This window comes from Accumulibacter sp. (assembly GCF_031732815.1).
Classification (GTDB): Bacteria; Pseudomonadota; Gammaproteobacteria; order Burkholderiales; family Rhodocyclaceae; genus Accumulibacter.
This window is the reverse complement of record NZ_JAVMKF010000161.1, coordinates 1-25,553: the sequence shown is the minus strand read 5'-3', so window position 1 is coordinate 25,553 and position 25,553 is coordinate 1. Positions and strand designations below refer to the sequence as shown.

Here is a 25,553-nt window from a genome sequence, read left to right as displayed (position 1 = left end):
GTTCGCTGTTGGCAAAAACTGTCAAAACAACAGCTCGCCAACAGCCCCCTCGCCGGCTCGAGGCGCACCGGCAGGTCAAAGGAAAGTTTGCTGATCGGGTGTGGTCTAGCCGCCTGACGCCCCGGCGTTTTCGCTTGGTACGTGCAGGAACTCGGGTGCGGTAAGGGGCAAATGCAGCGTGAAGCGTGTGCCGGGGACATTTGGCGCACTATCGACGGAAATTGTTCCCCCGAGAATGCCGGTGACAAGATTGTAGACGATGTAAAGCCCCAGCCCGCTTCCCCCCTGTCCCATTTTCGTGGTGAAGAAGGGCTCGAAGATCCGTTGGAGATGAGCCGGCGGGATGCCTACGCCATTATCGCTGTAGGTCAGGACGACCTGCATGGGGTCGACGGCGCGCGCGACGATGCGAATTTCGCCCTCGTCGATGCCGGCAAAGGCGTGCGTCAGGGAGTTGTGTACGAGGTTGCTGAGCACCTGTTCGAGCGGTCCCGGGTAGCTGTCGAAACACAAGGCTGCGGGTATGTCTGGTTCGAGCCGGTGGGGAAGGCGTTTCAGCATCGGCCGTAAGGCGGCAAGAATCTCGTGCGTGGTTTCCCGCAGGTCGAACCTTCTCCTCCGGGCGCTGCTCTGATCGACCGCGACCTGCTTGAAATGCCCGATCATTTCGGCTGCGCGGGCGCTGTTGCGTTCAAGAAGTGTGGTGGCTTCGCGCGTGCTGCTGAGAAAGGCTTCGACCTGAGAGCGGCGGAGATTGCCGGCATCTACAGTGGCGGCGAAGTCGCGCAGTTGGTCGCCAAGGAGGCCGGCGACGATGCGCGTATTGCCGAGGGGGGTGCTCAACTCGTGCGCTACGCCCGCAACAAGATTTCCGAGCGCAGCCAGCTTCTCGGCCTGGATGAGGTGAGTCATCGCTTGCCGAAGCTCGCCGTTGACTTGTTGCACTTCCTCGGTGCGTTCGGCGACCATCTCCTCCAGATGCTTGCGGTAGTCCTGCAACTCGGATTCAACGAGCTTGCGCTGTTCAATGTCGTCGAGAAGCCTTGTCTGTGCGAGCTGCAGGCGCTCGACCATCTGATTGAAGGTGCTTGCCAGCTCACCAATCTCGTCAGCGCTGCTGACCGGCGCCCGGAAGTCGAGGCGATCAGAACTGAGGATGCTGTTGGCAGTATCCTTCAGGCGTGCGAGCGGGCCGACGATGTGCCCCGACATTCGGTGGCTGACAAACAGAACCAGAACGATGACGGTTCCAACGACCAGAAGGTAGCCTAACGTAAGGTTGCGGGCGGCGGAGGGAGCACCTTCCGAGCTGTCATGTACGCGCAGGTGGGCATCAAGCCGCTGAAAGCCGTTGGGCAAGGCTAGTGGCCTGCTGACAACAGACGACGACCCAGGCAGTGTGTTTGCGCATCCGGGTGAGGGTAGTGCGATCTCGCGTGCGCTAATCTTGACGGAAAGGCAGGTGCCGTGCGCGACGAGCGTTGCAGCCCCTTCGATCAGCAGTCGGTAGTCGGCGATTGCGACCACCGCACCCTCGATGCTTCCGGTCGGCGGAAAGACCACCGGGACCGCGATGAGCAGGCTAGTGTCGCCGGAGAGCTCGATCTCGAACCGGCTGCCGGAGAGGACGGCGTGCAAGGCGGGCGAAGCCTGATGATCAAAACTCAGGCCAGGAGCGTTGGCCGCAATGGGTTTGCCTTCGAAGTCGACCAGCCAGAGTTGGCCACGCCAGGCGCCGGGAATTTCCTGGTCGCGCAGGTAGGGAATCAGGTATTGGTCGCGGCCCAGAGAATCGACGAGCGCGTTGCTGATAAAGGCATTACTCGCCATGGCCTTGAGCATTCGGTCGAGCGCGCGGCTCTCAAACTCGAGCTGACGTGCCACCACCTCAGCCTGGAAGTTCATCGCGATGCGCTCGTTCTCGCCCATCAGGCGCTGCGCGACGACGAACGACAAGCTGGCGAGAAAGGCGGCGGTTGTCGTCGCGACGCCGCCCATGACCAGTGCCATGCGGAAGGCCAGGCTCTGGCCGGATCGGCGAGTTAGGCTTGCGAAAAAGCCACCAGCCATCGTTCGGCTAGTTATTGGAGCGCACCGGTGATTGGGACAATGGCGCCATCGGGGGCGTAGCGGGTAATGATCACATCGGATTCGCTCAGCGCGTCGTGCCGCCTATTGCTGAACGGTCGGCGATAGCGTTTGATCAGGCCGTCGTAGTCGCCGAGCTGTTCGAGCGCTTGGCGAACCGCGGCGCGGTCCGTACTGCCGGCGCGCTCGATCGCGCGCGCCAAGAGGTGGGTGAGGTCGTAGGCGTGCGCGAGGCCAACCGGCGATTCGATCGCGCGAGCGTTGGGGATGCCGAACAGACGATTGGCCGCAGCGACGACTTGCCGGGCGCGTGGTCGCTGGTCACCAATGAAACTGTACGTCTGGACCATTACGAAGTCGACCTCCTGCAGTGCGGCGCCGGCAGTCGCACTCATCTGCCCACCGGAAACACCCCAGTGAGAGAGCACCGGGATGCGCTCCGCTTTCGGCAAAGCCGCCATCTCCTTGAGCAGGATACTCGCTTCGCGATCGTTCGCGACCAGGAGAATTGCCTGAGCGCCGAGGCGCTTCAGGTCAAGATACTTGTCGAGCAGACTCTCATCCTGCCAGTTGAACCAGCGAGTGCCCGCCAGCTTGGTGTCCGGGAACTTCGTCAAAAAGCTTTCGGCGGCTTGCAGATTGCTGCGGCCCCAGGTGGTGTTGAGCGCCATCATGCCGAAGGTGCGGATTCCCCGGCTTCGCCCGTAGCGCAGGAGGGTTGGCATGGCATAACTGTCGCGCAGGGAAAGCCGGAAGGCGTAACTTGGCAAATAGGTGTTGTCGGTAATGATGTCGGCGGCGGCCCAGGGGTCGAGCAGAATCAGCTTCAGCGCATGGACGGTTTCCATCGCTTCGATGACGGTGGGGCTGAAGCGGCCGCAGAACGCTGCGACGAGTTCCGGTGTCTCGGCGAGTTCTTTGAGATTGCGTATGCTGCGCGCCGGCACCGTGCCGTTGTCCTTCTTGATCAACTGCAACGGGCGTCCGCCGAGGACTCCGCCGCGCTGGTTGATTTCGTCGACAGCGATCAGGATTCCCTTTTCGATCGCTTGCGCCGAGGTGCTGCCAGGCCAGGAGAATTCAGCATCCAGGCCGATCAGAACGGCTGGCCCGGAACTCGGCGCAGCATTGGCGGGACTCGTCCCGAGGATCAGGCAAAGCACCATCCCAAGAATCAGCATCGCGTTCCGCCAAAATTGGCCGACGATTGACACAGACATCCAAGCTCTCCCGGTTAGCAACAATAAAGCAGTCGCTTGCCGACGGAGTATAGGCGTTCCGGTCAACGTTGGTCAATCCTGGCGAGTCATCCTACTGAGGCCCGTCGCCGCGTCCATGCCGGGTGAATGCGCCTGTTGTCTGCGGGAGCCTGACGCTCGGTCGGTGGATGGTTTACAATGAAATCCGCAGGCGTAGCGGTGGGCGAGATGGCTTTGTGTGTGCAGCATTGGCCGCCGCTGCAAATTGTCGTTCAATCGGCGCGCGTGGTTTGCCGGGAACGAAGTTACGAAGTCGAGAAGCTGATGCCTCATCGAGTACTCAAGGTTCCCGAACATGGGATGATCGAGGCTTATGAACGCCTCCTGATGGCACGCCACTATACGGCCGATGCGGCGCAGCGGGCTGCGGCCGAGCGTCTGCAACGCCTCTATTGCTCGCTGCTTTCCTTCAAGGTTGGGCGCCGTAGCCGGCTGCGGCGTTTCTTCGTCCCGCCTGAGGTGCCGCGCGGTGTCTATTTCTGGGGTGGGGTGGGCCGCGGCAAGAGCTTTCTGATGGATTGCTTTTATGAAGCGGTGCCCTATCGGCGCAAGCGACGGATCCACTTCCACGCGTTCATGCACGGCGTTCACCGCCAGCTGAACGAGTTGAAGGGGACAAGTGACCCGCTTCTACGGGTTGCCGATAGGATAGCGACAGAGGTCCGCCTGTTGTGCTTCGACGAGTTTCATGTGTCGGACATTGCCGATGCGATGATTCTGGGTCGCTTGCTCGAGGCCTTGTTCGAGCGCGGCGTGGTCTTCGTCATGACTTCGAACTATCCGCCCGAGCGGCTCTATCCGAATGGTTTGCAGCGCGAGAGCTTCCTGCCGACGATTGCCTTGCTCAAGGCGCGGCTGGACGTGCTGGAGATCGACGCCGGTGTCGATTATCGTTTGCGAGCGCTCGAGCAGGTGGAGATCTTCCATTACCCGGCCGATCACGCGGCGGAAAAAAAAATGGCCGAGTACTTTGCGGCGATTGCCGGCGGCGAAGGGCAAGTCGGCGGTACGCTGGAAGTGCTCGGTCGAGAAATCCCTACCCAGCGTCGCGGCAACGGCGTCATCTGGTTCGACTTCAAGGCGTTGTGCGGCGGACCCAGGTCGCAGAACGATTACTTGGAGTTGGCACGCGCCTATCACAGCGTTCTGCTCTCGGCGATTCCGCGCATGTCGGCGAGCATGGCTTCCGAGGCACGGCGTTTCACTTGGCTGGTCGACATTTTTTACGACCACAAGGTGAAGCTGATCGCGACTGCAGAATGCGCTCCGGACGGTCTGTATGCGCAGGGTACGCACGCTGGCGAGTTCCTGCGCACGGCCAGTCGCCTGACCGAAATGCGCTCGCGGGAATACCTCGGCTTGCCGCATTTGTCGTGAACCCAGCGGCGTCGCTGCGAGCGCAGGGTAGGCAGGTGCGTCGGGGCGGGCTCCAACGGCGGCTGCAGCGGTCGGATCAAAAGAGATCGAGATTGACGCAGATACGGTTCCCGTCGGCAGCGCGGGCTGCGGCGAGCAGCGAGCGGACGCTATCGATCAAAGCGGGCGTGTCTTCGTTGGAATACTCGGTGAGGCCACCGCTGATCGTCAGTGCTTTGTCGTCGCTACGCAGTCGGCTGGTCTCGATCGATTCGCGCAAACGCTCAAGGACACTGGTCGCCTCGTTCACGCGCGCGTTGGGCAAAATCAGCAGAAACTCGTCAGTAGCAAAGCGCCCGACCATGTCGAACTCGCGCAGACTCCTGGCGAGCAGCCGGCCGACTCCGGCTAGCGCGTTCTCTCCGGCTTGCTGCCCATCGGTCTGGCAAATTCCGGTGTAGTTGTCGATCGCCAGTAGCGCCAGGACGAAGGGCCGGCCGTAGCGCTGCGCTCGGCGACATTCGTCGTCGAGCAAGGTAGAGATGTAGCGTTGATTGAACAGACCGGTGAGCGGGTCGTGTGTTGGCAACCGACCTCCTTCGCGCGCGAGATCGCTCGGCCGGCTCAGATCGGCGAGAATCAGCAGGATGCGTCGGACCGTCCCGCTGTCACCAAAAACAGGATAGGCGCTGGCTTTGTACCAGTCTATCGTGCCCGCGTGCTCGTTGCGAAGGCCAATAGCTCTTTGTCGCACCGGTTGGCCAGTGTGCACGACCTGCATTTCCAGATGCTCGTCAGGCGACAGGGGCTGGCCATTCTCGTCCAGCCAGGGCGCCGGTCGCCCGCCGAGCAGCGCACGCGCCCGGGTATTGCTTTGGAGCAGCGATCCATCGACAGCAAATTCCAGCAGACCGACGTTCAGCGTGTCAAGCAGCGCTCCGTAGTGCCCGATCTCGACCTCGTCGGCGTGCAGCTCAACCAGCGGCAGAAGGTCTTGACGATCGGCCATCAGCGGACACGCGGCAAAGCGGTGCTGGAGGCTGCTGCGCGGCAGCGCCAAGCGCAAGCTCGCCAAGCTTTTTGGCAAGGGGCGCGCGGCGCGTGTAAGCGGAGGGCCATCAGGCGGCAGCCAGCGCCTGCTCGAGGTCGGCGAGCAGGTCGTCGATGTGCTCGATGCCGATCGACAGGCGGATCATCTCGGCCGAAACGCCGGCCTTGATCAGTTCGTCCGGCGATAGCTGGCGGTGCGTCGTCGACGCCGGATGGCAGGCGAGCGACTTGCTGTCGCCAATGTTGACCAGTCGGGTGAACAACTGCAAAGCGTCCTGGAAACGCGCGCCAGCTTGTGCGCCGTTGCCGTCCGCTGTTTTCACGCCGAAGGTCAGGATGCCGGAAGCCTTGCCACCCATGTACTTGTGTACCAGGGCGTGGTCGGCGTGCTCGCGCAGTCCGGCGTAGCTGACCCAGGCAACCTTGGGGTGGTCTGCCAGGTAGGCAGCAACGCGCTCGGTGTTCGCACAAATACGTTCCATGCGCAAGGGCAGTGTTTCCAGACCTTGCAGGATCAGGAAAGCATTGATTGGCGCGATCGCGGCGCCCATGTTGCGCAGAGGTACGACGCGCGCTCGCCCGATGTACGCTGCCGGCCCGAGCGCCTCGGCATAGACCACGCCGTGGTAGGAGACGTCCGGCTCGTTCAGCCGCTTGAACCTCGTCTTGTGTTCGGCCCAGGGAAAGCGCCCGCTATCGACGATCATTCCACCTAGTGAGTTGCCGTGTCCGCCCATGTATTTGGTCATCGAATGCACGACGATGTCGGCACCATGCTCGAACGGGCGGCACAGGCAAGGTGTCGGGACCGTGTTGTCGACGATCAGCGGAACGCCGTGCCGATGGGCAATCTCGGCGAGCTGCTCGAAATCGGTGATATTGCCCAATGGGTTGCCGATCGACTCGCAATACACGGCCTTGGTGCGCTCGTCGATCAGGGCTTCGAAGCTCGCCGGGTCGGCATGGTTGGCAAAGCGCACGCCGATGCCGTATTGCGGCAGCGTGTGGGCAAAGAGATTGTAGGTTCCGCCGTAGAGCGTCGAGGCCGAGACGATATTGTCGCCCGCTTCGGCAATCGTCAGAATCGCATACGTGATGGCTGCCTGCCCCGAGGCCAGCGCCAGTCCGCCGAGGCCGCCTTCAAGTGCGGCAACACGCTTTTCCAGGACATCCTGGGTTGGGTTCATGATCCGCGTGTAGATGTTGCCGACTACCTTCAGGTCAAACAGGTCGGCGCCGTGCTGCGTGTTGTCGAAGGCGTAGGAAACCGTCTGATAGATCGGCACGGCGACCGCCTTGGTCGTCGGTTCCGGCGCATAGCCGGCGTGTACAGCGAGGGTTTCGAGTTTCATGTTGGTCTTTCCCGGGTAGTCGTAATCTGGTGCGAGAAACGGCGCGTCAGATCGCCGCGCGCCGCCTTTGCCGCCGGTGCAGTCTTCCTGCGCTTCCCCGGTCAGGCGGTGTTGGCGATGCCGGCGAGCAGTTTTTGCAGTTCACCGTCAGCGTACATCTCGCGCATGATGTCGCAGCCACCGATGAACTCACCGCGCACGTAGAGCTGCGGAATCGTCGGCCAATTGGCGTATTCCTTTATGCCGCTACGGATTTCCGGGTGATCGAGCACGTTGATGCTCAGGTAATCGGTGACGCCGCAGGCTTTCAGGATCTGCACGGTGACCGCCGAGAAGCCGCATTGTGGAAAATCTGGCGTGCCTTTCATATAGAGCACTACCGGGTTGCTGTTGACCTGTTCCTTGATCTGCTGCTGTACATCCATGAGACGACCTCGCTGCGCGAAAAAGTTGAAAGAATACCGGATGAAACTAGTCTACCGCCGGCTTTGACGGAGCGTCAAGGCAAGCCGCCGCCGCTGACCCGCTCGATTCGCGCGAGGTCGGGCCACGAGGCGACGGCCGAGAAGCCGGCTTGCCGAAGCAGGCTGCGCACGCTTGCCGCTTGCGTGTGTCCGTGTTCGACCAGCAGCCAGCCGCCAGGCTGCAGATGCGCGCGAGCACCGCCGACGATTTGGCGCAGGCAGGCCAGCCCATCGCCGTTGGCGACGCCATCGCTCAGGGCAATCGCCGGTTCGAAAGGCAATCCGTCGCCCAGCAGATGCGGATCGCCCTGCGCGACGTAAGGCGGATTGGCGACGATCAGGTCGAACCGCCGTTGGCCCAGCGGGGAAAACCAATCGCCGAGCAGAAACTCGACGTCGGCCGCGTGTCGTTCGGCGTTGTCGCTGGCGACCGCGAGCGCAGCGGGAGAAACGTCGACGGCGGTTACTCTTGCCGTCGGCGCCAGGCGCGCCAGGCTTACCGCAAGAACGCCTGATCCGGTCCCCAGATCGAGCACCAACGCGTGCTCCCGGTGACGCAAACGGGCGAGAGCGAGCTCGACCAGGAGTTCGGTTTCCGGTCTTGGAACGAGCACGGCCGGGCTGACTCGAAAACGCAGACCGTAGAAGTCAGCGGTGCCAAGCAGGTAGGCGAGTGGTTCGCCAGCGGCGCGGCGCTTGAGCAATGCGGCGAGCCTGGAAAGTTGCTGGCCCGATAGCGGCTTCTCCGGGTGGGCCATCAATTCGGCATGCGTGCAGCCGCCGACATGCTCGACGAGCAGCCGGGCATCGAGCCGGTCGACCTGCGAGCTGGCCACTCGCCAGGCGTCGCCGATGCTGAGCCGCCGACGGCAACCCCGGCCAACCGCGGGGTCCGGGGTTGGCGCGTGCGCCGCTGGTGGTGCGGTGAGTCTTGCGTCGGTCAACTGGTCGATTCGCCCTCGGCCAGCAGGGCGAGCTGGTCGGTCTGATGCTCGGCGGTGAGCGCGGTGATCAGTTCGTCCAGATCGCCGTCCATGATCGCCTCGATCTTGTAGAGCGTCAGGTTGATCCGGTGATCGGTCACTCGTCCCTGCGGGAAGTTGTACGTGCGGATCCTCTCCGAGCGGTCGCCGCTGCCGATCAGGTTGCGCCGTGCGGTCGCAATGCTGGTCTGCTGCTCGCGCTCCTGCTGGTCGCGCAGGCGTGCGACGAGGACTGACATCGCCTGCGCCTTGTTCTTGTGTTGCGAGCGGTCGTCCTGGCACTCGACGACGATGCCGCTCGGCAGGTGGGTGATCCTGACTGCCGAATCGGTCTTGTTGATGTGCTGACCGCCAGCGCCTGAGGCGCGGTAGGTATCGATGCGAATTTCGTTCGGGTTAATCTGGACCTCCTCGAGCGCGTCGGCTTCCGGCATTACTGCGACGGTGCAGGCGGAGGTGTGGATGCGTCCCTGTGCTTCGGTGTCCGGTACGCGCTGCACGCGGTGAGCGCCGGATTCGAACTTCAGCCTGGCATAAACGTCACTGCCGCTGATCCGCGCAATGACCTCCTTGTAGCCGCCAACCTCGGACGGGCTGGTGGAGATCACCTCGACCTGCCAGCGTCGGCGTTCAGCGTAGCGTGCATACATGCGGAAGAGGTTGCCGGCAAAGAGCGCCGATTCGTCGCCCCCGGTTCCGGCACGGATCTCGAGAAACACGTTGCGCTCGTCCTTGCTGTCCTTCGGCAGCAGCAGGCGTTGCAGCTCACCGGCAATTTGCGGCAGACGCTCGCGCGCCAGGACTGCTTCTGCTTCGGCCAGTTCGCGCATTTCCGGGTCGGCGAGCAGGTCGAGCGCTGCAGCAAGGTCGCTTTCCGTCTGGCGCCACGTCTGATAGAGGGCGACGACCGGGCTGAGCTCGGCATGTTCGCGCGACAGCCGCCGATACTCGTCGATGTCGCGCGTGGCTTCCACGCTCGCCAGCGTCCGGTCGAGTTCAGCCAGACGGCCGGTCAGGTGATCGAGTTTGTCGCGAATGCTCTGATTCATGGGCCTGTCGTCAGTTGTTCAGCCGGTTGGGAGGCGATTCCGGGGCGCAGCGCGCAGTGCGCGTCGCGCTCAATCGTGTTTGCCCGTTTCGCCGTGCAGATGGAAAAGGCGCGAAACCAGCGCCTGCAGTTCGTCCTGGCCATCCGCCGCCTGGCTCAGCGCCTGCGTCGGCGCGTGCAGGAATTTGTTGGTCAGACGGTGCGAGAGCTGTTCGAGTACGCGCAGCGGCGGCTCACCGCGCGCGACGAGCTTCATCGCATGCTCGAGCTCGTGCCGGCGGGCACGCTCGCAGGTGTCGCGCAGCGCCCGGATCAGGGGGACGCTGCCGCGCGTTGCCAGCCAGCGCAGAAAGACATCCACCCGCTCAGTAATGATGGCTTCGGCACTGACCACGGCTGCCTGACGTGATTCGAGGCCAGACTCGACGACCAGTGCCAGGTCGTCGATCGCATAGAGGAAGACATCGTCCATTTCGCCGACCTCGATCTCGATATCGCGCGGAACAGCCAGATCGACCATGAACATCGGCCGATGGCGACGTGCCCGGATGGCACGTTCGACCATCCCCAGGCCGAGAATCGGCAAAGGGCTGGCGGTACACGAGACGACGATGTCGAAGTGGGCGAGGCGGTCGGCCAGCTCCTCCAGACGGATCGCCGTGCCGCCGAAACGTTGCGCCAGGGCGAGCCCGCGTTCGGTCGTCCGATTGGCGACGACGATCTGCTTGGGATGCTGCGCCGCGAAATGTCGTGCGCACAGATCGATCATCTCGCCAGCACCAATGAAGAGGATACGTTGGTCAGCCAGACGATCGAAGATGCGCTCCGCCATGCGTACCGCGGCAGCCGCCATCGAGACGACATTGGCACCGATTGCGGTCGTCGAGCGAACCTCCTTGGCGACCGCAAACGAGTGTTGAAAGAGCTTGTGCAGCGTGGTTCCCAGCGTTCCCGCTTCTTCAGCAAAGCGCGCCGCTTCCTTCATCTGGCCAAGAATCTGGGGTTCGCCGAGGACCATCGAGTCGAGTCCGCAGGCGACCCGAAAGACGTGCCGAACGGCGTCGCGTTCGGGATGGGTATACAGGTACGGCGCCAGTTCGTGGTGCGGCAGGCAATGGTACTCGGCCAACCAGTGTGCGGCCGAGTCGGGCGCGTCGGTGGCGAGATAGACCTCCGTCCGGTTGCAGGTTGACAGAATCGCTGCTTCTTCCACCGGTCTGCAGCGAGTCAGATCGTGCAGTGCGTGGCGTACCCGTTCAGCCTGGAAAGCCACCTGCTCGCGGACCGAGAGAGGTGCCGTATGGTGGTTGATACCCAGGGTAAACAGCGCCATGCTCAAGGTTTGGTCGGCAACGCCAGTGGCAGGATAACGTTCGATTATAGCATCGCTGGTCAGACGCCCGTGCTGGCCCGACCAGCGAATGATCGCTCACGCGCCGACCGACGCTGGGCGCGATCGGTCGGCTGCAACTGCCTGAGGCGCGCGACGGGCAGCCCGCGCCGTGGCGGGCTGCCATGACCTACTGCATGTCGCGGTGGTAAGCGACGATGCGTTCAACCTCGCTGCGCGAACCCATGATCACCGGGCAGCGTTGGTGCAGGCCGGTCGGCTGCAGTTCCATAATCCGTTGCGTTCCGGTGCTCGCCATGCCGCCAGCCTGTTCGACGATGAAACTCATCGGATTGCCTTCGTACATCAGGCGCAGCTTCCCTTCCTGCTTCTTGTCGCGCAATTTGCGGTCAAGCGGGTAGAGAAAGACGCCACCGCGACAAAGCAGGCGATGCACGTCAGCGATCATCGCGCCCGCCCAGCGCATGTTGAAGTCCTTGCCTCGCGGGCCTTCCTTGCCGGCCAGGCACTCGTCGACATAGCGCCGCACGGGTGGATCCCAGAAGCGCTGATAGGCCGCGTTGATCGAGAACTCACGGGTCTCCTCGGGTATCTGCATATCCGGATGGGTCAGAATGTACTCACCGATGCGCTGGTCCAGAGTGAAGCCGTTCACCCCGTGGCCGGTGGTCAGGACGATCATCGACGAAGGTCCGTAGAGCGCGTAGCCGGCGCAGACCTGGCTGCTTCCAGGCTGCAGGAAGTCGTCTGTGGTGGGTTCGCCGCATGCCCCATCCGGCCGCCGCATGATCGAGAAGATGGTCCCGACCGCGCCACATACGTCGGTGTTCGACGAACCGTCCAGCGGGTCGAAGATCAACAGGTACTTGCCGCGCGGATACTGCGGCGGCAAGTGGTAGACGTCGTTCATCTCTTCGGAGGCGAGCGCAGCGACGTGTCCGGCCCATTCGTTACGTTTGATGAACAGGTTGTTGGCAATGACATCCAGCTTCTTCTGGGTTTCCCCCTGAATGTTCTCGGTGTCGGCCGTGCCGAGAACGCCGACCAGGCTGCCGTAGCGGACAGCGCTTGAGATGGCCTTGCAAGCAATCACAATGTCGTTGATCAGGGCGGTGAAGTCGCCCGAAACGCCCTTGATCTGCCTCTGTTCTTCAATGATGTATTCAGTGATGGTTGTGCCGATCGACATGATATTACCCCTGGGTTGTGTGAAAGACCTTCTGTTGTCCGCGGCCGATTGCTTGTCTCGGAGCAGACAAGGGGTATTATAACCTTTTTATGCACATGGTTGACGTCATTTGTCGTGCCACTGGCGTTGGCTGCCGATGTCCGGCAAGTGCTAGCGTGCGGGAAACAGCGCGAAGCTGTGGCTGGCAAGGCTGGTGAATGCGCGTTGATCGTAGCCCCAGTTCTTACGCGCAAGCTGCGCGAAGTGCTCCTGTACGTGCGCTGCCAGGCCGCGTACGTCGACCAGCCGGTTGCCGTGGCGGTCAGGCTTTCCGGCGAGGCCTTCGAGCAGGGTGTAGGCAAATGCGCCATGTCGCCCTTCGCCCTCCAGCGCCATCCGGTCGTCGGCCGTGGCGGCAAGAATCGAGCGCCCGGTCAGGCGACCCAGACGCTCGAGCGCATCCTTTTCCTCACCGATGCGGCCACCACGGCGTGATCCAAACAGACCGGCGCTGCAGGTGTCGAGCAGGGCAATGCTCTTCAGCGAGCGAATCCGAGCCAGCAGACGGCGCAGGTCGTCGTGACTGACGCTGCGTTTGCGCAGGCCTTCTGCCGAACCTTGTGCATCGTAAGGGATGAAGTGATAGTCGCCGTCGAAGATTCGACCATGTCCAGCCAGATAGACAACAAAAACGTCCTGCGGCTGGACCTTGCCGGCCATCTCAGCGAGTGCCGCGCGAATTCCATCGCGTGTGGCCCGTTCGTTGAGCAGCGTTTGTACGTTCACCTGGCGATAATGCGCTGCGCCCTGTTCGCGCAAGCGCCGGGCGATCGCCTGCGCATCGTCGGCGGGAAAACGCACGGTACTGGCGAGCGTCGCGTCACGGTAGTTGGCGATACCGATGGCAAGGACATGCAGCGTCGGTTCGACCAGCGAGCCGGCGAGAACATCTGCGTTGACGCGTAGCGGCAGCGACTCCAGACCGAGGCGGTTGACCGCGCTGATCAGCACTTGGTGCCTGCCGGGCAGCAAGTCGAGTGTGCGTGTCAGGACGCCCGTACTGCCGCCGCTCGCGGGCTGCATTTCAATCTCGACTCCGTCGATACGATAGATCACGCGCTCGATCGGGCTGCCGCCGTCGACCAGCTTGAAGCGGACCTCGAACGGCTTGTTGCTGTAGACGTCGCTCGGCGAGAGCAGCTCGAGCGTCGGTACGCGTCCGTCGCCACGCGCAAGGAGTTGGCGCGCGTCTCCGAATCTGCCGACGGCCTCAGCGAGGAGCGTATCACCGTCGATGTCGAGGCGGCGCGAGAGCAGGGCGGGCCGGTAGAAGCGCTCGCGCAACTGGGCGGCGCTGACGAAGTCGCTGGTTTGGTCGCGCCCGCGATTGATATGGTAGCCGATCAGTCCGTCGGCATCGGTGCCGGAGCTGGCAAAGAAACCCTCAGGCGTCCACACGATCCAGCGCTTGCGGTCACTGTGCGGATAGAATGCCAGCGTCTCGTTGCCATCGCGCAGACGGTGCCAGCGGATTGTCCCATCGCCGTAGGCGGCGACCACATAGCGGGCGTCAGCACTGATATTGACCGCCCAGACGCCGCCTGCACTCGAGCGCTCCCAGATTTGGCTGCCATCGCGTCCAAAGAGGCGCAGCTTGCGGTCGGTGCCCAGGACAAAAGCGGCGCTTCCCTCGGCGATGGCCAGGCAGCGGGCAGTTTCCGACGGTGCCAGTTCGAGCGCGCGCCGGTCGAGTTTCGGAGTGCTCTGGTTTCTCCAGTTGTAAATCAGCAACTCGGGCGATGTGGTACGGGCGGTGATCAGTCGTGCAGCATCCTCAGTCAGACTGCGACTGGCGAGATCGAAGGTGCGCGCTTCCTTGCCATTCAACCGATAGTTGAAGCGCACGCGCTTGCCGTCGGGGGCGATCAGGATCTGGTCGGACGCGTTGCGCAGGTCAGCGATCGGTGTGGCATGCTGCACGCGCAGTGTGCCGCTTGCCGTGAGCACGCCCCATGCCGGACCGGCGGCGGCATAGAAGAGATCGCCCTTGGGTAACGGCAGCAGCGCGGTCAGCAATTCGCCCTCGAGCGGCAGATCATGCGGGCTCTGCCAGTCGCCGGCCGGCCATCGCCGGAGCATGCTGCGGTTCTCCAGGCCCCACCGCCCGGCGGCATATAGACGGCGTCCATCCTCACTCCAGGTCAGGCTGCTCAGCGTCCCTGTGTCGATTCCCATAGTGTTGGCGCGGGCGACGTCGGTCAGCTTGGTGCCATCGATTACCTGCACCGTGCGGGTGTCCGAAAAGCCTACGGCGATGCGCGTCCCGTCAGGTGAAAACTGCGCGGCGAACGGCCGCTGGCCGCCGTTGGCCTCGACGCTGCGCATGAGCTGCAGGCGGCCAGCGCTCTCAATCCGGTAGAGGCGGAGCTTGCGGTCGTCGCTGCTGGTGAGCAGCCGCTTCCCGTCCCGGCTGAAAGCAAGGCTGCTGGTTTGTTCGCCGTAGTTTGCATCCGAGTCAATCAGCTTGCCGCTCGTCACCTCGAAGACGCGCAGGCCATACGTTCCACCCAACCCGGTCGCCAGCCAGCGTCCGTCCGGCGAGTAGGCCAGGAAGCGAACGACACTCGGCAGGCCGGAGATCCGCCCGCGCAGTTGGCCGCTTGCCCGGTCGAAGAGATAGATGCTGGCCTTACCCTCCCAATCCCAGCCTGTCCAGCCGGCAAGCGCCACCGTCTTGCCGTCGGGGGTCAACGCAGCGGCGTAGAGCTTTCCCTCGTTACCAACATCCTGCGGCGGGCGCAAGACGCTGAGCAGCTTGCCGCTAGCCACCTCCCAGACGCGCGCGGTCTTGTCTTCGGCCGCGGTGACGGTCCAGCGCCCCTGTGCATCGGTTGCCACACTCTGGATTGCCGCGCTGTGCATGCCCGCTTCAAGGCGAAGGATGGGCTTGTTGTCCGGTTCTCCAGCAGCCACCGAGCCGGCGGCGAGAAGACAGCCGGCCACGATGAACGCGCCGTGCAGGGCGCGAATCACGTGTCGGAATGGCATAGGGGGAACTCCTTAGCCGCCCGGCGCGCCCGACTGGGCGGTCTTCAGAGGGGGTGCAGCAGAAACTTTCCGCTGGTCACCTGGGCGCGGGCCGCAAGCGTATCCGGCGCGCTTGACGAGCGGCAATGATTATTGACCGCTGCCTTACAATGTTCCGTGCGAAAATTCTCCCGGCGGCCGACTTGGCCGATGCGCGGTTCGCGCGAGTGAACAGCCGGGACTGGCGCCGGCCGAGTGCGGCGGCATGGAGGACACTGGTGTTCTTGGCCGGTGGCGCGCCGTCATCGGCGGCGCGCCGCCCCGGGGGCCGCTCCCGGGCTGACGACGGTCTACTGCTTCTTGCCGCTGCCGCCGCGTGCTTTCTCGGCGGCACGTTCGCGGCGCGCCTTGTCGATCACCTGCTCGGTCAGTGCAATAACGTCGGCGTGTCCCTTGACATCCTTGCCGGTGACCAGGTAGCGACCATCGACAGCCATTGCCGGTACGCCCGGGATACGATACGCCTCGGCCATCTGGTCGCCGCGTTTGGCCTTGCTGATGACGCCGAACGAGTTGTAGGCATCGGTGAACTTCTTGCTGTCGACGCCTTGTGCGCCTGCCCACGCAATGACGCTCTTGTCGTCGTAGAGGCGGGTGCTGGTCTGATGCAGGGCCTGGAAAACGGCGCTGTCCAGACGTGCGAGATCACCCGTCGCTTCCAGCGCGTAGAATAGCCGGGCCAGGCTTGCCCACGGCGGTCGATTGAAGGACACCGGCACGCGCCGGAAAACCACGTCATTCGGCAGTGCCGCAGCCCACTTGCTGACCGTCGGGTGGAACTCGGCACAATGCGGGCAGCCGTACGAGAAGAACTCGATCACTTCCAGCTTGCCGGGGTTGTCGGTTGCTTGCGGCGGAACGACGGGGACGTAGTCGCGCCCGACGACAAGCTCCGCGCCGGCGGGTCGAAGCATCGCCAGGACGACGACGGCAAGCGTCAGAAGCCAGCGGGAAAGACGTGTAAACATGGTTTTCCTCATCGAGATAGTCAATCCTTCTTGACGACATTGGCGTCGATGCCCTGCCGCGCCAGATCGCCGCGCAGGTGATTGACGTCGTCCATCTTGTGGAAAGGCCCGAGGCGGACGCGATACCAGACCTTGTCCTGCAACATGACCTGCTGAATGCGCGCTTCAGCACCAATCAACGCCAGTCGCGCTTTCTGGTTGTCCGCCTCGCTGGCGCTCTGAAATGCGCCGGCCTGCAGGTAGATCGGCTCCTTCAGCGCGGTCGCTTCCTTGTCTGCCTTCTCGCGGCTCTTGCTGCTCTCCGTGTGCTTCGTCTCGGCAGGCTTGCTTTCGCTCGGCTTGGCAGGCACGGGTTTGCTCTCGACCGGTTTGCTGTCGACCGCCGGGCTGCTGCTTGCCGGTGCGCTCGGCGTCGTCGCCTCAGGCTTGCTCGCTGGCGGCTTTGCTTCGGCGGGCTTGGCTTCAAGAGGTTTGTGCTCGGCGGGCGCCGGATCGGGAATCGCTTCCGCCTTGCCGGGAAGGATCTTGTAGAAATCCAGCCGAGGCTTGTCGCTGCCCACTGGGTCGCCCGGTTTGCCGGGCAGGGCGATCGGGGCTGGAGCGCTTGGTGTCTGGGTCTCCGGCGCAGCGGCGGGCGCCTTGGCGGTGGTCGTCGGGGCGACTTTGGCCGGCGGCTGTCCGGTCGTCGTAAACGGCAGCGGCACCTTGTTGATGTACCAGACGACAGCGGCGACGGCGACGACGCCGATGACCAGTCCGATGAACAGGCCAAGCAGCGTCCCACCAGCAGATTTCCTTGCCGGCGCAGCCTTGCGGGGTTTCATGTCACGACTCATCGAGATCCTCTGTTCTGCGCGTTACATCGATTCCGGGCAACTGACACCGAGAATCGCCAATCCGTTGCGAATCACCTGACGCACGGCCGCGGCAAGCGCAAGGCGCGCTTCGCGCAGCGCCGGGTCATCGACCAGCATCCGCTCGGCATTATAGTAGCTGTGAAATTCTGATGCCAAGTCTTTGAGATAGAAGGCAATAAGGTGTGGGGACAACTCCTCGGCCGCACTTTCGATGCGCTCCGGGAAGGCGCCCAGACGAGTCGCCAGGGTCAGTTCATGCGGACTGTCGAGACGGCTCAGGTCGCTGGCCAGAAGCACCTGCGGGTCGCCGCCCCACTGGGCGAGCAAGGAGCAGATGCGGGCGTGTGCGTACTGGACGTAGAACACCGGATTTTCGTTCGATTGGCTCTTCGCCAGATCAAGGTCGAAGTCGAGATGCTGGTCCGACTTGCGCAGAACGTAGAAGAAGCGGCAGGCGTCGTTGCCGACCTCGTCACGCAGCGTGCGCAGCGTGACGAAATCGCCCGAGCGCGTCGACATCTGCGCCTTCCAGCCCGAACGATAGAGGACGGCGAACTGAACGAGTGCCACCTCGAGCGCCTGCGGGTCGAGTCCGAGTGCCTGAATCGCGCCTTTGACGCGCGGAATGTAGCCGTGGTGGTCAGCACCCCAGACATTGATCAAGCGCTCGAAGCCGCGCTCGTACTTGTTCAGATGGTAGGCGATATCGGAGGCAAAGTAGGTGTAGAGCCCGTTGTCGCGCTGCACGACGCGGTCCTTCTCGTCGCCGAAGTGCGTCGACCTGAACCAGCGCGCCCCGTCCTGCTCGTAGAGATGGCCGGCCTTGTCGAGTCGTTCGATGCAGCGAGCAACCAGCCCGGTAGCAAACAGCGATTGCTCGGAAAACCAGACGTCGAACAGCACGCCGGATTCTTCGAGATCGTTCCGACAATCCGCCAGTTGCTCATTGAGCACGAAGTCATGCACGTACTGCCAATCCTCGCCGAGCAACTGCCTGGCCTGGCCGATCAGCGCGTCGAGGTGGGCTTCTCTCTGTTGGACGGCCGCCGCGTCGCTGCGCTCGGGCGCCGGCAGGCCAGGCGTTGCGCCGGCCAGACTGGCGGCCGGGCGCACGTAGCGATTACCGTGCGCGGCCAGCATCTGACTGGCCATCGCGCGCACGTAGTCGCCCCGGTAAGCGTTCGGCGGGAACGGGCAGCGCTCGCCGGCGGCGTCGACGAGTTCGAGATAGCGCAGCCAGGTCGACAATGCGAGGATGTCCATCTGGCGTCCGGCGTCGTTGACATAGTATTCACTCGTCACCTCCCAGCCGGCGTGCGCGAGCAGCCGGCACAGGCTGTCACCGTAGGCTGCACCGCGCCCGTGGCCGACATGCAGCGGTCCAGTGGGATTGGCCGAGACAAACTCGACCAGGACCTTGCGCTTGCCGCCGGCCGTCGACCGACCGAAGGCGGCCTCGTCTTCAAGGATCGTGTGAACCACCTCGAGCTTGGCTGCCGCCGACAGCCGGAAGTTGAGAAAACCTGCGCCGGCAACTTCGGCGCTTTCGACGAACGGCGAAAAAGGCAGCTCGGAGAGCAGCAACTGCGCGATCTGGCGGGGGTTGCGCTTCATCGAGCGGGCCAGCTGGAGGGCCAGATTGCAGGCGAAATCGCCGTGCGCGGCCAGCTTGGGTCGTTCGAGGTGGATATCCGCGTTGGCCTCGGCCGGCGCGACGCTACGCAGTGCGTGGCGAAGCAGGTCGGCCAGGTGGGATTTGAGGTCGTGACTCATCGCTGTGGGTGTGCCGAAGGATTCAGTCAAGCCGCTGATTATACGACGCGCCGCCAGCCACCGGGCGAATGCCGGAGCGATCGCCCCAGTTTCTGTGTAAACTCGTTGTATTTCCGACCAGAACAGGCCGCCGCGCGTGCGACTCCTACGCCTCGCCAGAATCCTCAGTATCGCGAGCCGCTATGGCCTTGACGAGATGATTCTCGAACAGGAACCCAGCGGCCGGCTGGCGGCCTGTTCGCGCGCGCTGCACTTCTGGCGGCGTTTCGACGCGCCACCCGCGGTTCGCCTGCGCCAGGCACTGGAATCGCTCGGACCGATCTTCGTCAAGTTCGGTCAGGTCTTGTCGACCCGACGCGACCTGCTGCGACCGGACATCGCCGACGAACTGGCCAAGCTGCAGGATCGCGTGCCGCCTTTCTCGTCCGAACTCGCCCTGGCGCAGATCGAGAATGCTTACGGTCGACCGGCGAGCGAGGTTTTCGCCGAATTCGACGCGACGCCGGTAGCCAGTGCGTCGATCGCCCAGGTGCACTTCGCCCGCTTGCGGCCCGAGGACGGCGGGCACGAAGTTGCGGTCAAGATTCTCCGGCCGGCCATGCACGCAGTAATCGCCAACGATCTGGCCTTGCTCGAGACCTTGGCCGTCGTGCTCGAAAAAGCCTGGTCGGATGGCCGCCGTCTGAAGCCGCGCGAGGTCGTCGCAGAGTTTGCCAAGTACCTGTACGACGAACTCGACCTGATGCGCGAAGCGGCCAACTGCTCGCAGTTGCGGCGCAATTTCAGTGGCTCGCGCCTGCTCCAGGTGCCGGAAGTGTACTGGGACCAATGCACGACGACCGTCATGGTCATGGAGCGGATGCGCGGAATTCCGATCAGCCAGACGGCGGCGCTCGTCGCCGCCGGGGTCGATCTGGCCGCACTGTCGCGTGCCGGCGTCGAGATCTTCTTCACTCAGGTCTTCCGGGACGGCTTTTTTCACGCCGACATGCATCCGGGAAACATCTTCGTTGCCGTCGACCCGGCGCACCACGGCAGCTACATTGCGCTCGACTTCGGCATCGTCGGCACGCTGACCGACGCCGACAAGAACTACCTGGCGCAGAACTTTCTCGCCTTCTTTCAGCGCGACTACAAGCGCGTCGCGACGGCCCACATCGAAGCCGGCTGGGCACCGCCCGAGACGCGCGCCGACGAGTTCGAGGCGGCCATCCGCGCCGTTTGCGAACCGATTTTCGACCGACCGCTGCACGAGATCTCTTTCGGTCGAGTCCTCCTGCGGCTTTTTCAGACCTCGCGCCGCTTCAACGTCGAGATTCAGCCGCAGCTCGTCATGCTGCAGAAGACCTTGCTCAACATCGAAGGCCTGGGCCGGCAACTCGATCCCAACCTCGATCTGTGGAAAACCGCGAAGCCTTTCCTCGAACGCTGGATGAGCGAGCAGGTTGGCCGGCGAGCCTTTCACCGCGGCGTCCAGCAGGAAGCCCCGTATTGGGCGCGCACGCTGCCCCAACTGCCGCGCCTGGTGCACCAGGCGCTCACCCGGCAGAGCAATGAACCCGACCTGACGCCTGTCCTTGACGAACTGTTGCGCGCTCAGCGTCGCCAGCAGCGCCTGCTTGGGATCATCGCCTTGCTCCTGGCGGTGCTCCTCGCTGGCCACTACCTTCACTTTTGACGACCCCAGGAGAATCCGCATGCAACGCGCCGCACTGACCGCCACAGGCGTCTACACTGCCCCGTACGTGATCAGCAACGAAGAACTGGTCGCGGCCTACAACCAGTACGCGCGCGGGTTCAACGCGGAGAACGCGGCACGCATCGTCGCCGGGGAGGTGGCGGCGTGCGCCGAGTCGAGTGTCGATTTCATCGAAAAGGCTTCGGGAATCACCCGGCGCTACGTCATGGACAAAGCCGGCGTGCTCGATCCGCAAAGGATGCGCCCGCGCTTTGCCGCGCGGCGCAATGAAGAGCTCTCACTGCAGGCCGAGATGGCCGTGGCGGCTGGCGGAGAGGCGCTGGCCGCTGCCGGCAGGACAGGCGCCGAGGTCGATGCGGTGATCTGTGCCGCGTCGAACATGCAGCGTGCCTATCCGGCGATGGCCGTCGAGATTCAGCAGGCGCTGGCCGTCGAGCGCGGCTATGCCTTTGATATGAATGTCGCCTGCTCGTCGGCGACCTTTGCACTGGACATCGCGGTCAATGCCGTGCGCTGCGGGACGGCACGCACGGTGCTCGTCGTCAATCCGGAAATCTGCTCGGCGCACCTCGCCTGGAAGGACCGCGACTGCCACTTCATCTTCGGCGACGTTTGTACGGCGATCGTTGTCGAACGCCTGGATGCGGCGCGTTCGGCGCACGCCTGGGAGGTTCTCGGGAGCAAGCTGGCGACGAGCTTTTCCAACAACATCCGCAACAATGCGGGGTTTCTCTCGCGTTGCGAAGACCGCGATCCGGACGATCGCGACCAGTTGTTCGTTCAGGAAGGACGCCGCGTCTTCAAGGAGGTCTGCCCGATGGCCGCCGAGCACATGACGCAGCACCTGGCCAGCCTGGGGTTCACGCCGCTGCAGGTACGCCGCTTCTGGCTGCACCAGGCAAATCTGGCGATGAACCAGTTGATCGGTCGCCGGCTTCTCGGACGCGAAGCGACTGCCGACGAAGCGCCGGTGATTCTCGACGAGTTCGCCAACACCGCTTCAGCCGGTTCGATCATCGCTTTCCATCGGCACAACACGGACCTTGCCAGCGGCGATCTCGGTCTGCTCTGCTCGTTTGGCGCGGGTTACTCGATCGGTAGTCTGGCGCTCAGAAAGTGCTGATTCCCTGGCGCTCCAGCCTTGATCAGCGGGCGGATGGTGGCGTTCGCGCGCTGCCTCTGGACTCGCGCCGTTCGCCCCGGTTGGCGTTCGCAGCGGCCAACGCAGGCGGGCGAGGAAGCCGCCGGTGGCCAGATTCTCGACTTCCAGGCGGGCGCCGTGCAGTTCGGCAATTCGTTGCACGATAGCCAGCCCGAGACCGCTGCCTTCCGCGCTGACGTCGCGGCCACGATAGAAGCGTTCGGCCAGCCGTGGCAGTTCGTCGGCCGGAACGCCCGGACCGCGGTCGGCGACGCCGAGTGACAGGCTGCCGTCGTCGCGCCGGGCGAAGATCGTGATCGGCGTGCCCGGCGGGCTGTAACGCAGCGCGTTGTCCACCAGATTGCGCAGAACGATGTGCAGCAACTCGCGGTCAGCGCGCACGATCAGCGGAAACGCTTCGGTTTCCCCCTCGAGCTGGTCGGCCTCGTTCACGTCACCCGGCTCGCTGACGAAGGTGCGCACGAGTTCGGCGAGATCGACGGGGTCAGCCCTGGGTAGCCGGGCCAGCGGGTCGAGGCGCGCCAGGCGGAGCAACTGATCGAGGACGCGGGCCGCCCGGTCGGCGCCGGCGACGACCTGGTCGAGTGCGTGCTGTCGATCGGCCGGATCGCCGGTGCGCTGGGCGACCTGCGCCTGGATCTTGACGACTGCCAGCGGCGTACGCAGTTCGTGCGCCGCGTCAGCGGTAAACCGGCGTTCGTTGTCGAGTGCGTGGCTCAGTCGGAAAAGCAGCAGGTTGAGCGCCGAAACCAGCGGTTGCGCCTCGAGGGGAACGCTGCGGCTGGCCAGCGGCTCGAGCTTCTCCGGCGATCGTGAGGCAACATCGGCCGCCAGGTCGTCGAGCGGCTTCAGACCACGGCGAACCGAGCCATAGAGCAGGAGAAGCAGGAGCGGCGAGAGGAGCGCGATCGGCAGGACCGTCTGGCCGGCGACTTCGAGCGCCGCCCGGTCGCGCAACTCGATCGATTGGCCGACCTGAACGCGATAATCGCCTTGCTTCGAGGCAAGCGTCAGCATGCGCCACGGCCGACCATCGTGTTCAATCACCGCATAGCCGAGCCGGCCCGTCATCGGCATGCGTGGCGCATGCTCCGAGCGCAGAAGCAGCGAACCGTCGGCACTGCCCACCTGGAATTCGAGCTGGGGTTCATAGATGTTGCTGCGCTCGCGCTCGATCGTCGCCAGGCGCATCGCCAGCTCATGCAGTTCTCCGCCGTTGTCGCGCACCAGGGCGAGGAGCAGCCGCGCCGACTGCGCCAGGTGGCCGTCCATCAATTCCTCGGCTTCGTGCTGCGCCAGACGGTAGCTGAGCCCGCCGCTCAGCGCCAGGCCAAGCAGCGCAGCGATCAACACCGTGCGCAGCAGGCGCCAGCGCAATGAGGGAATGCCGGCGCCGGGCAGCAGGTGCGGCATCAGTCGGGGCCGCCCAGGCGGTAGCCCAGACCGCGTATCGTGCGAATGAAATCGGCGCCAAACTTCTTGCGCAGATGATGGATGTAGACCTCGATGGTATTGCTGCCGGTTTCTTCGCCCCAGGCGTAAAGGCTTTCCTCGAGCTGGCTGCGCGTGCGGATGTGGTTGCGATGACTCAACAGATCGTGCAGCAGCGCGTACTCGCGTGCCGACACGGCAACCGCCTCGCCGTTGCGGGTGACCCGCTTGCTCGCCGGTTCGAGAACGACACCGTTGTGCTCCAGCGTTGGCGTCGACGCACCGGCCGCACGACGGAGCAGCGCGCGCAGGCGCGCCTGCAACTCGGGCAGATCGAAAGGCTTGGTCAGGTAATCGTCGGCGCCGGCGTCGAGCCCGGCGATCTTGTCGGCCGTACTGTCACGCGCGGTCAGGATGAGGACCGGTACATGGTTGCCGCGCTGGCGCAGTTCCTCGACGACCGCGAGCCCACTGCGCTTGGGCAAGCCCAGGTCGAGCACGCAGGCGTGGTAACTGTGGTCAAGCAGCGCCGAGCGCGCCGCCTCGCCGTCACGCACCCAGTCGACCGCGTAATCGGCAAGTCTGAGGCCGGCGCGTATTCCATCGCCCAGGGCAGCATCGTCTTCCACCAGCAGAATGCGCACCAGTCGTGTCCCGTACGAAGTAATGTCAGCCAGTCTGCTCAGCCGCGCGGGCATGATTTGGCGCCGCGCAGCGCGATCTGATCCGTCCGGATGGTGGCCGGAAACGCGCCTGAGGTCAACACTGACCGTAGTGCAGCGACATTCGGCAGGCCTTCCGTCGCGGGAGGAGGGGAAGGTATGACCCGTGCCAAGCGACCAGCGAGCGCTGCGGCGAAGAACGCCGCACGATGCGCCAGGGCGGCGTGCCGGTCTGGCCTGGCGGGTCGATGATTGGCCATTGAGATGGCCGTTGGTCTGCCGACTTGCCGCTTGAGCGTGTTGACTCTGTCGTGAGTCGCATTGTCCGCGGCGAGGAGCGGCGGTATCGGCTGATCGACGTCGCCATGGGCGATGATGCCGGCACCATCGGCGCGGACAAAACGCCGCAAAGCGCCTCCCGCTGAAGAACGGATTGGCCGGAGGAGTCCAAGGAAGACGACGACAGAGACTCGGTCGAGGGCAGCCCGTGCCGCAAGGGCAAGCCCGCACGCTTCAGTTTCGTCGATATATCCGGCGTATATTTCCGATTAACCCATTACCCTGGGCTTGCCGCTGGTGGGCGAGACAGCGGGCAGAGATCGGCGCGCAGCGATTATCGCTGAACCTGGAAGCCATCAGCTGGCGCAATTGGATGCGTTGCGGGTTCATGTGGCCTTGCCAGGAGAAGCCTTCAGCCAGATTGCTCGCGGTACGACGGTGGATGTGCAGCCGGAAGTGCCTGCCAATGCGCGCTGTAGCGCCAAAGTCAGATCGGTAGACCGGCTGATCGATGCCGCCAGCGGCTGTTCGTGGTTTTCATGGAAATGCCGAATCCAAGGCTTGAGATACCCGCTGGCGTCAAATTCAAGGCGCATTTTCCGGGAACCTTTGGGTGGGCCGGGAAATAGTCACTATTGCGCATGAATACCCATCGAGTTGATGTTAGGATCGCGGCCAAACAGGAACATTGATCGATTTCACTCGGCAGAAAGGCTGCCGGATAATTTTCAGAAGGGGTTTTTGACATGCGCAAGTCCACCGGTATGAACGACCGCACCAACCGTCAGAAAGCTTTCGGGCTCGCGCCCATGGTGTCCGCATTGCTGCGCGCTTTCAGTACCTTGGATTTGGTGCCACGCTCGGTGACGAAAAAACCTCCCGCTACACCCCCGGCGATTCACTTCGAGGCAATGGAACCCCGCATACTGCTGGCGGCCGAACCGCTTCTCGCCGTCAACGCCGCGATCAGCACGCCGGGCGAGGCAGATCACTACAACTTCACGCTCTCGTCGGAGACCAAGGTCGTCTTCGACTCATTGACCAACAACGCCAGCATCAACTGGAGCCTGGAGGGTGCCAACGGCAGGCTGGTGAATGAGCGCAGTCTCGCCGCGAGTGACGCCAGCGGTCTGAGCAGCAGCCCGGCCATCGCCTTGGCTCCGGGCGATTATACGATTGCGGTAAATGGCAGCATGGGGGCAACCGGGCCGTACGGATTCCGCCTGCTGGATTTGCAGAGGGCCGATGGGATTACCTATGGCGCCGGGGTAACCGGCTGGATCAGCCCGGCCAACGAAACCGACGCCTACAAGTTCGATGCCACTGCAGGTGACCACTTCTTTCTCGATGTGAAGGGCCGTTTCCGTGGAGACCTCACCTGGCGCTTGCTTGACCCGGCTGGCCAGCAAGTCTTCGGCCCTACGGCGATGAACTCGGACAGCCAGGACGTTGACCTCCGTGGTCTCGCCGCCAGTGGCACATACACCTTGCTGATAGAAGGGAGTGTTGGCGCGCC

18 protein-coding genes and 1 pseudogene are annotated in these 25,553 nt (G+C 63.7%); 4 read left to right on the top strand and 15 right to left on the bottom strand.

The window, feature by feature from the left end; genetic code table 11:
* Positions 1-105: 105 nt before the first annotated feature.
* Both RKP46_RS10930 and RKP46_RS10925 read right to left on the bottom strand, forming a co-directional pair.
* Positions 106-2,010, bottom strand: coding sequence for an ATP-binding protein (locus tag RKP46_RS10930; protein ID WP_311106670.1), 1,905 nt, complete (start codon positions 2,008-2,010; stop codon positions 106-108).
* A 71-nt stretch (positions 2,011-2,081) separates the two neighbouring features.
* Positions 2,082-3,269 carry an ABC transporter substrate-binding protein gene (locus RKP46_RS10925; protein WP_311106669.1) on the bottom strand — a complete coding sequence of 396 codons (1,188 nt, stop codon included), beginning with the start codon at positions 3,267-3,269 and terminating at the stop codon, positions 2,082-2,084.
* Positions 3,270-3,611: 342 nt separating this feature from the next.
* On the opposite strand from RKP46_RS10925, the gene zapE reads away from it, so the two are divergent.
* Positions 3,612-4,724 carry a cell division protein ZapE gene (zapE, locus tag RKP46_RS10920; RefSeq protein ID WP_311106671.1) on the top strand — a complete coding sequence of 371 codons (1,113 nt, stop codon included), beginning with the start codon at positions 3,612-3,614 and terminating at the stop codon, positions 4,722-4,724.
* Positions 4,725-4,800: 76 nt separating this feature from the next.
* Here zapE and RKP46_RS10915 read toward each other — a convergent pair whose 3' ends face one another.
* From RKP46_RS10915 to argS, 11 genes are all read right to left on the bottom strand, one after another.
* A complete protein-coding gene (locus RKP46_RS10915) occupies positions 4,801-5,790 on the bottom strand; it encodes a diguanylate cyclase (RefSeq protein ID WP_311106668.1) in 990 nt (329 codons plus the stop codon).
* Between the two features lie 31 nt (positions 5,791-5,821).
* Positions 5,822-7,105, bottom strand: a complete 1,284-nt coding sequence (locus RKP46_RS10910) for an aminotransferase class I/II-fold pyridoxal phosphate-dependent enzyme (protein WP_311106667.1) — start codon at positions 7,103-7,105, stop codon at positions 5,822-5,824.
* Positions 7,106-7,206: 101 nt separating this feature from the next.
* On the bottom strand, positions 7,207-7,530 hold the full coding sequence (gene grxD / locus RKP46_RS10905; RefSeq protein WP_311106666.1) for a Grx4 family monothiol glutaredoxin: 324 nt from the start codon (positions 7,528-7,530) through the stop codon (positions 7,207-7,209).
* Positions 7,531-7,604: 74 nt separating this feature from the next.
* Complete coding sequence (gene prmC / locus RKP46_RS10900) at positions 7,605-8,405, bottom strand: peptide chain release factor N(5)-glutamine methyltransferase (RefSeq protein WP_311106665.1); 801 nt, start codon at positions 8,403-8,405, stop codon at positions 7,605-7,607.
* A 104-nt stretch (positions 8,406-8,509) separates the two neighbouring features.
* Complete coding sequence (prfA, locus tag RKP46_RS10895; protein ID WP_311106664.1) at positions 8,510-9,601, bottom strand: peptide chain release factor 1; 1,092 nt, start codon at positions 9,599-9,601, stop codon at positions 8,510-8,512.
* A gap of 69 nt (positions 9,602-9,670) precedes the next feature.
* Positions 9,671-10,933: a glutamyl-tRNA reductase gene (gene hemA / locus RKP46_RS10890; protein WP_311106663.1), complete on the bottom strand. Its 1,263-nt coding sequence runs from the start codon at positions 10,931-10,933 to the stop codon at positions 9,671-9,673.
* Between the two features lie 187 nt (positions 10,934-11,120).
* On the bottom strand, positions 11,121-12,140 hold the full coding sequence (locus RKP46_RS10885) for a class 1 fructose-bisphosphatase (RefSeq protein ID WP_311106662.1): 1,020 nt from the start codon (positions 12,138-12,140) through the stop codon (positions 11,121-11,123).
* A gap of 150 nt (positions 12,141-12,290) precedes the next feature.
* Entirely contained in the window at positions 12,291-15,167 is a 2,877-nt protein-coding gene (locus tag RKP46_RS10880) for a caspase family protein (RefSeq protein WP_311106661.1), read from the bottom strand.
* 329 nt (positions 15,168-15,496) lie between these two features.
* Positions 15,497-16,174 carry a thiol:disulfide interchange protein DsbA/DsbL gene (locus RKP46_RS10875; RefSeq protein ID WP_311106660.1) on the bottom strand — a complete coding sequence of 226 codons (678 nt, stop codon included), beginning with the start codon at positions 16,172-16,174 and terminating at the stop codon, positions 15,497-15,499.
* Positions 16,175-16,194: 20 nt separating this feature from the next.
* Positions 16,195-16,998: an SPOR domain-containing protein gene (locus RKP46_RS10870; RefSeq protein ID WP_311106659.1), complete on the bottom strand. Its 804-nt coding sequence runs from the start codon at positions 16,996-16,998 to the stop codon at positions 16,195-16,197.
* A 33-nt stretch (positions 16,999-17,031) separates the two neighbouring features.
* The gene (gene argS, locus RKP46_RS10865) at positions 17,032-18,804 is read right to left on the bottom strand and encodes an arginine--tRNA ligase (protein ID WP_311106658.1); all 1,773 of its coding nucleotides are present in this window, start codon (positions 18,802-18,804) and stop codon (positions 17,032-17,034) included.
* 136 nt (positions 18,805-18,940) lie between these two features.
* On the opposite strand from argS, the gene ubiB reads away from it, so the two are divergent.
* Both ubiB and RKP46_RS10855 read left to right on the top strand, forming a co-directional pair.
* On the top strand, positions 18,941-20,482 hold the full coding sequence (gene ubiB / locus RKP46_RS10860; protein WP_311106657.1) for a ubiquinone biosynthesis regulatory protein kinase UbiB: 1,542 nt from the start codon (positions 18,941-18,943) through the stop codon (positions 20,480-20,482).
* 19 nt (positions 20,483-20,501) lie between these two features.
* The gene (locus tag RKP46_RS10855; RefSeq protein WP_311106656.1) at positions 20,502-21,626 is read left to right on the top strand and encodes a beta-ketoacyl-ACP synthase III; all 1,125 of its coding nucleotides are present in this window, start codon (positions 20,502-20,504) and stop codon (positions 21,624-21,626) included.
* 99 nt (positions 21,627-21,725) lie between these two features.
* Here RKP46_RS10855 and RKP46_RS10850 read toward each other — a convergent pair.
* Both RKP46_RS10850 and RKP46_RS10845 read right to left on the bottom strand, forming a co-directional pair.
* Positions 21,726-23,078, bottom strand: a pseudogene (locus RKP46_RS10850) (ATP-binding protein); the annotation flags it as partial.
* On the bottom strand, positions 23,078-23,740 hold the full coding sequence (locus RKP46_RS10845) for a response regulator transcription factor (RefSeq protein WP_311098637.1): 663 nt from the start codon (positions 23,738-23,740) through the stop codon (positions 23,078-23,080). The pseudogene RKP46_RS10850 and the gene RKP46_RS10845, both read right to left, overlap by 1 nt.
* A gap of 1,043 nt (positions 23,741-24,783) precedes the next feature.
* Between RKP46_RS10845 and RKP46_RS10840 the strand changes: the two genes are divergently transcribed.
* The coding region (locus RKP46_RS10840; protein ID WP_311106655.1) for an LEPR-XLL domain-containing protein at positions 24,784-25,553 on the top strand (770 nt) is incomplete at its 3' end.

Coding starts and splice junctions, on each gene's coding strand:
- RKP46_RS10930 (WP_311106670.1), bottom strand. CDS start 2,010: ATGGCACTGGTCATGGGCGGCGTCGCGACGACAACCGCCGCCTTTCTC.
- RKP46_RS10925 (WP_311106669.1), bottom strand. CDS start 3,269: ATGCTGATTCTTGGGATGGTGCTTTGCCTGATCCTCGGGACGAGTCCC.
- zapE (WP_311106671.1), top strand. CDS start 3,612: ATGCCTCATCGAGTACTCAAGGTTCCCGAACATGGGATGATCGAGGCT.
- RKP46_RS10910 (WP_311106667.1), bottom strand. CDS start 7,105: ATGAAACTCGAAACCCTCGCTGTACACGCCGGCTATGCGCCGGAACCG.
- grxD (WP_311106666.1), bottom strand. CDS start 7,530: ATGGATGTACAGCAGCAGATCAAGGAACAGGTCAACAGCAACCCGGTA.
- prfA (WP_311106664.1), bottom strand. CDS start 9,601: ATGAATCAGAGCATTCGCGACAAACTCGATCACCTGACCGGCCGTCTG.
- hemA (WP_311106663.1), bottom strand. CDS start 10,933: ATGGCGCTGTTTACCCTGGGTATCAACCACCATACGGCACCTCTCTCG.
- RKP46_RS10885 (WP_311106662.1), bottom strand. CDS start 12,140: ATGTCGATCGGCACAACCATCACTGAATACATCATTGAAGAACAGAGG.
- RKP46_RS10880 (WP_311106661.1), bottom strand. CDS start 15,167: ATGCCATTCCGACACGTGATTCGCGCCCTGCACGGCGCGTTCATCGTG.
- RKP46_RS10875 (WP_311106660.1), bottom strand. CDS start 16,174: ATGTTTACACGTCTTTCCCGCTGGCTTCTGACGCTTGCCGTCGTCGTC.
- RKP46_RS10870 (WP_311106659.1), bottom strand. CDS start 16,998: ATGAAACCCCGCAAGGCTGCGCCGGCAAGGAAATCTGCTGGTGGGACG.
- argS (WP_311106658.1), bottom strand. CDS start 18,804: ATGAGTCACGACCTCAAATCCCACCTGGCCGACCTGCTTCGCCACGCA.
- RKP46_RS10855 (WP_311106656.1), top strand. CDS start 20,502: ATGCAACGCGCCGCACTGACCGCCACAGGCGTCTACACTGCCCCGTAC.